The following is a 5804-nucleotide window of genomic DNA, read 5'->3' on the forward strand; positions in this document are numbered from 1 at the left end:
CTGGGTGAATATAGGCTGATCATACCGTCGCCCTGGAAGCGGCTGTCGGTGCCGGCGCCGGCGGAAAGTTTGCCGAACATCCCGCGCTTATATCCTTTTTTCAGTTTGACGTTCATTTCCAGCGTACTGTCGCGCGAGCTGATGGGATCCACGGCCCTGTTGTACACCTGTACTTTCTCGACGCCCACTTTAGGAAGGTTTTGCAGGGCGATCTGTTTATCGCCGAAGAAGGGTTTTCCGTCCACCAGCACATTGTTGACCGGCTTGCCGTTTACGGTGATGAGGCCATCGCCCCAGACGGTGACGCCGGGCAGTTTGCGCATGAGGTCTTCGAGGACGGAGGCGCTGTCGAGCCGGAAGGCGTCGGCATTGAATTCGAGCGTATCGCCTTTCATTTGCACGGGTGGCACGGAAACGACGACTTCCGCCAGGTGATTGGCGGCGCGTTGCATATCGAGCGTGCCGAATGGCAGGGCGGGCTTTTGTGCGTCGATGGTGAATTGGCGGATCAGCGGGGCGTAGCCCAGATAGGTGATGATGAGCTTCAACGGCACTCCGGGCGGGAGTTTCCCTAGTTTAAAGGAGCCATCAGCCACGGTGAGCAGGAACCCTGCCAGCGAGGAATCCGCTACCCGGTAAACGGCTACCGTGGCGGATGGCAGCGCGTAATCGCGCGCGGGGTCCTGCACTTTGCCGGAGATTTCGCCGGCCGGCGACTGCGCTTTTGCCGTGAACATGCACGCGCATATCATCAGCAGGCACATCAGGTAAAACCTCGTCATCCTACAATTCGGATTTGAACCTGAAACGGACGATCACCGGGTTGGCCATCCTGTCTTTCTTCTCCAGGAACTGCGCTATCTGTGGCGGGGATACGGGGGATTTGGCGGTGTTGTGTTCATGTGAATGATACAACTCGTATGCAGACGAACAGGTGAAAAAATGCTCGCCATCGCAGGCCAGCACTTCGCCGATGATGTCGAAGAAAGGCAGGTAAGCGTTGGTGCTGTCGGGCCGGAGGCCGTTCAACGTGAAAGTTTGCCCGGTTTTCAGGTCGTACATCAGGGTGCGGTCCCTAAACTGGGTGTCGTGAATGGCGAGCCTGAACACCAGTTTATCGCCGGCGCGATAAATGTTGCTGAAGCAGAAAACCTTGCCGGGATTGCGAATTACATATTCCATTCGCTTCCCTTCCATGGCGGTATCGGTCAGGAAGTTTTGCGGGAGGGAATAGCTGGCGGGGAGAACGATGCGGTATTTCTTTTGAAGGCCCTGCCGGTTGAGCTCCACGAGTTGGTAGCTATAGTAATTCCGGAAGAAGAAATTCCCGTTACCGCTATTGTAAAGAAATTTCCCCTGCATGAGCCGGTCATTTCCCGCCAGTATGGACTGCGGATCATAGGGCAACAGCTTTTCTTCCACCTGCTCCTCCGATTCGATTACCAGTTGCGAGCCGGTGCTGCCGCGGGTTTCGGGAGTATTGATATTGGAAATCAGCCAGCCGTCGCCCATGCTGATGGTTTCATCGGTGTTTTGCGCCCACTTCTTCTTTTTCCGCAGTAGTTTCCCGTTCATATCGTAAACGAGGTAAAAGGGGGCCAGCGCCCTGATTCCGGAGGTGGCCACGATTTCCTGGCGGAAATGGTCGACAGAAAACGCGTAAAAAGCGGGTTCAAATTCGTTGGGGCTTTCGGCTGGCGGGACCAGTTTGCGTACAAATTTGCCTGCCCGGTCGAAGAGGAGAATGGTATTCCCTCTTCGGTCGAGCACGATAAAATACTGGCTGGTCACTGCGAGCTGGTCGATTTTATTAAACAGGGAAGTTTTGCTGCTTTCGAGGGGAATGTATTCGATATCGGCGAGCATTTTTCCGGCGGTTCCGCCGAAGGCGTTTTCCGGGTCGATACGGAGGATTTGTTCGGTAACGGGTGATTGGGAAAATAGCCGGGCTGAGAGGCTAAGCAGCAGGGCAACGGTCAGTGGAATTGATTTCATTGGGCGGATGCATTTGGTATTGATATGTTTTTCGGGTAAAAGGGAACGTGGGCACCGGGGTTTTCCTGTCGCCGTACGGCCAAACGTTCACGTACATATGCACCGGCCTGGGAATAACTGAAACAAGTTAGCGTATTTCGCCAGAATTTTTTAAAGATATTTTTAGCCGCGAAGCGCCCTTGCGCAGTGAAAGTCCCGGCTTCAGGCCCTGTCTCAAATGCCCCCTTTTATTGGCTAATAAGCACGTCATTCATATTGCCGGAAATGGATAAGTTGCAGTAAAACCGAAGCATATGTTGTTATCAGGAAAAACCGCCGTGATATATGGGGCAGGCGGCTCACTCGGCGGGGCGATCGCGCAGGCGTTCGCGCGCGAAGGCGCATTCGTGCACCTTACCGGCAGGAATGCAGCGTCCGTCAGCCAGACGGCGGAAGCCATCCGGAAAGCCGGTCACCAGTGCCATACAGCCGTTGTGGATGCGTTGGATGCCGGGGCGATCGGTCGGCACCTGGAGGAAGTGGGGAAAGTGGATATTTCGTTTAATGCAATTGGTTGGGAAGACCGGCAGGATCAATCTTTGACGGACATGTCGGTGGAAGATTTCCTCCGCCCGGTGCGCCGCGCGATGGAGACGGAATTTCTGACCGGCACGGCGGCGGCGCGGGTGATGATGCGGCAGGGATCGGGCGTGATCCTCACGTTGACGGCCACACCGGGCGGTATCGGGTATCCGCATGTTGGAGGCTTTGGCCCGGCTTGCTGCGCGGTGGAGAGCCTCACGCGGAACCTGGCTTCGGAAGTAGGTGCGCACGGGGTGCGGGTGGTGAACATCCGGTCTGGCGGGTCGCCTGATTCAAAAGTCTTCCGCGAAGCACTGGAAAACGGGGGCGATGAAGTTAAGGGTTTCCTGGACAAGCTGGAAGCCGATACCATGCTCAAGCAAATGCCCATGATGGAAGACATCGCACAGGCGGCGGTGTTCCTGGCGTCGGACCATGCGCGGAAGATCACCGGGATCACCCTCGATGTTACCTGCGGTACGACGAGCGCGCTGAATTACATGGTGCCGAGGGTGCCGTTCCTGGCGAACCAACCGCAGTAAAGCCAACCATCCACCTCAATCTAATTATTTTATTAAAAACAATCTACATATCAGAAATTCCGCTAATTTAGCGGTGTCATGGTTCCTATGTTCAACCGTTTCAGGACACACCATATCTTCCTGATATTTTTCCTGGTGGCCGTATCTTTTTCCGCCGCCGCGAAGCCCCGTCTCACCAACTTTACCTGGAATACTACCTGCATCAACGATAGTGTTACTTTCTTCATTACCGACGATACCGCCGGCATCGACTCTGTGAAATGGTATTTCGTGAGCCCGCCCCTCCGGCCGGAGGACTCCAGTAACCGCATCACCGGCGCCTGGTACCGGTATAGCCTTCCCGGCACTTATACCGTAACGCTCAAAGCGTACCGCAACGGCGTCGAAGATATTACCACGCAGGCCATCACCATCGTTCCCCGGCAGCACATCGACCTCGGCCCGCAGAACATCACCATCTGCGAAAACACAGACCTCCCCCTCACCGCCCCCGACATTCCAGGCGCCACTTACACCTGGTATTACCTCGAGGACACGGTAATCGGCACGCATACATTCACCGCCACCGAAATGGCGACCTACCATGTGGCCATCAACGGCTGCCGGGAGATAGATTCCGTCAACCTCTTCACCTCCCCCATCCCGGACCTGGACCTCGGGCCCGACCGCACCCTGTGCACCGGCGAGCTCCTGACCCTCGACGCCACCGCGCAGAACGCGACCTACGTCTGGAGCACCGGCGAAACCTCACCCACCATCGTGGCTTCCGGCGCAGGGGGTACCTACTCGGTAGTAGCCACCGTGGAAGGCTGCGGCGATTATACCGACCAGGTCACCATCAACTTCACCGGCGCTCCCTACCCTTTCAGCCTCGGTAACGATACGCTCCTTTGCCCCGGCGAGACTGTGACGCTCGACGCCACCAGCACCGGCGCCACGGGATATCTCTGGAACACGGGGTCCATCAATTCGCGCATCAACGTCCGCAACAACGGCACTTACTCCGTGTTCGTGAACATCAACAATATCTGCTCCGTGGTCGACACGATCGAGGTCCGTTACAGCCGACTGCGGGATTTCAGCCTGGGCAACGACACCACGCTTTGCCAGGGAGGCTTCGTGGTGCTTTCGGCCGACCATGGCACCGGCCTCTACCGCTGGCAGGACGGCTCCGACCAGGCCACTTATTACGTGGATTCCACGGGATACTACAGCGTCCGCGTACAGATCGGCCGCTGCGTGGAAACGGATACCATCCGCGTAGTTTTCCAGGATTCCGTGCGCGTGTACCTGGGCGAAGATACCGTGATGTGTACCGGCGAAACCCTTATGCTGCGGCCCATGAACGCCGGCATGGATTACAAATGGCAGGACAGCTCCTCCGTCAACGTATTCCCCGTGACCCAACGCGGCTGGTACGCTGTGGTGGCGGAAAACGTCTGCAACCGCTCCGTAGATTCCATCCTCGTTTCGTTCACTCCCTGCGACTGCGAAATGTATTTCCCGACCGGCTTTTCCCCCAACGGTGATGGTTACAACGATTACTTCCGGCCAAAATACCGGTGCAACATCGGCAATTACAAACTCAGCATCTACAACCGCGTGGGCAATTTCATCTTCCACACATCGGACCCGCAGGTGGCCTGGACTGGCCAGTACAACGGCAAGCCCGCATCTATCGGCACTTACGTCTGGATGGTGGAATATGTAGACCTGTCGAACCTGAAATATTACCGGAAAACAGGCACCATTACACTCCTTCGCTAAGATCGAAAACGCATAACAAAAAGCCCCGTGATATTCGCGGGGCTTTTTGTTGATGGACATTATTCAGTTTTTGAAGTCGGAGAAACGCGCGGTAAAGACGGCGGTTTCGCGTTTCTTGAACGGTACGTTCCAGGTGCCGTCGTACGTGATGAGGGCTGGCAGCAGGAGGTCGCCGAGCTTGGTCATTTGCACGTTCATCTTTACGTTAAAATCGAAAATGAGTGTTTTGTAGGAAAGTGAATACCGGCGGCCCACGATTTCCATGGTTTCCTTGTTGAACCATGTGATGAGCTCGTCGTACACGATTTCGGCCCGGTCGATGGAATTGAGGTTTTTCTTCATGACGGCGCCGAAAACATAACAATCCACGCCTGCCAGCGTGCTGGAAGTAATACTGAAATCGTAGTATTTCATCAGGTTGCGGTCGAACACTGCCACTTTGCTGCCCACCACGGGAACGCCGGAAATGGGTTTGCCGGGGTTGAAGATGAGTTGTTTGAGCTGCGAACGGTGCCGGGCGAGACTGCCTTTGGCGGGGCCGCTATCCTCACCGCAAACGGTTCCTTTCGTGAAGAAGAGATTGGCGTACAGTTCCGCGGTGTAGTAGTTGTAGTCTTTTTTGCGGTCGTAGAAATTGCCGGTTGTTTTTTCTTCGAGGACGGTCATGCTGCGGCAGCCGTTCTGCATGTGCTGCTGCGTGCGCGACAGCAGGGACGCGATGGTTTTGCCGCCTTTTTTATCGGTGATGCGAATGTCGTTCTCTGCCGTGAATCCTACGATGCGAAGGTTTTTGAAAGCGCGGTAGAAGGTGGTGTCTTCCTCTACGCGGCGGATGAACCCGTTTACGTCGAACCCTATGCGCTTGGCTTTCACGACATGTTCGTCGAGGTTGACGGTCATGCCTTTATATCGTGCGGTATCCTGTGCGGAAACGGATAT

General features: G+C 55.7%; 5 protein-coding genes. 2 read left to right on the top strand and 3 right to left on the bottom strand.

From position 1 onward, the window contains the following. The coding region (locus Q0510_RS15425; RefSeq protein WP_298713630.1) for a TonB-dependent receptor at positions 1 to 782 on the bottom strand (782 nt) is incomplete at its 3' end. A 1-nt stretch (position 783) separates the two neighbouring features. Beyond that, complete coding sequence (locus Q0510_RS15430; RefSeq protein WP_298713632.1) at positions 784 to 1995, bottom strand: 6-bladed beta-propeller; 1212 nt, start codon at positions 1993 to 1995, stop codon at positions 784 to 786. 293 nt (positions 1996 to 2288) lie between these two features. Between Q0510_RS15430 and Q0510_RS15435 the strand changes: the two genes are divergently transcribed. Beyond that, complete coding sequence (locus Q0510_RS15435) at positions 2289 to 3098, top strand: SDR family oxidoreductase (protein WP_298713635.1); 810 nt, start codon at positions 2289 to 2291, stop codon at positions 3096 to 3098. A 78-nt stretch (positions 3099 to 3176) separates the two neighbouring features. Beyond that, positions 3177 to 4865, top strand: coding sequence for a gliding motility-associated C-terminal domain-containing protein (locus Q0510_RS15440; protein WP_298713638.1), 1689 nt, complete (start codon positions 3177 to 3179; stop codon positions 4863 to 4865). A 63-nt stretch (positions 4866 to 4928) separates the two neighbouring features. Here the strand turns inward: Q0510_RS15440 and Q0510_RS15445 are convergent. Further along, positions 4929 to 5804 (bottom strand): hypothetical protein (locus Q0510_RS15445; RefSeq protein WP_298713641.1); only part of this gene is annotated, 876 nt, incomplete at its 5' end.

It is taken from the genome of uncultured Chitinophaga sp. (assembly GCF_937874145.1).
In the GTDB taxonomy this organism is placed as follows: domain Bacteria; phylum Bacteroidota; class Bacteroidia; order Chitinophagales; family Chitinophagaceae; genus Chitinophaga.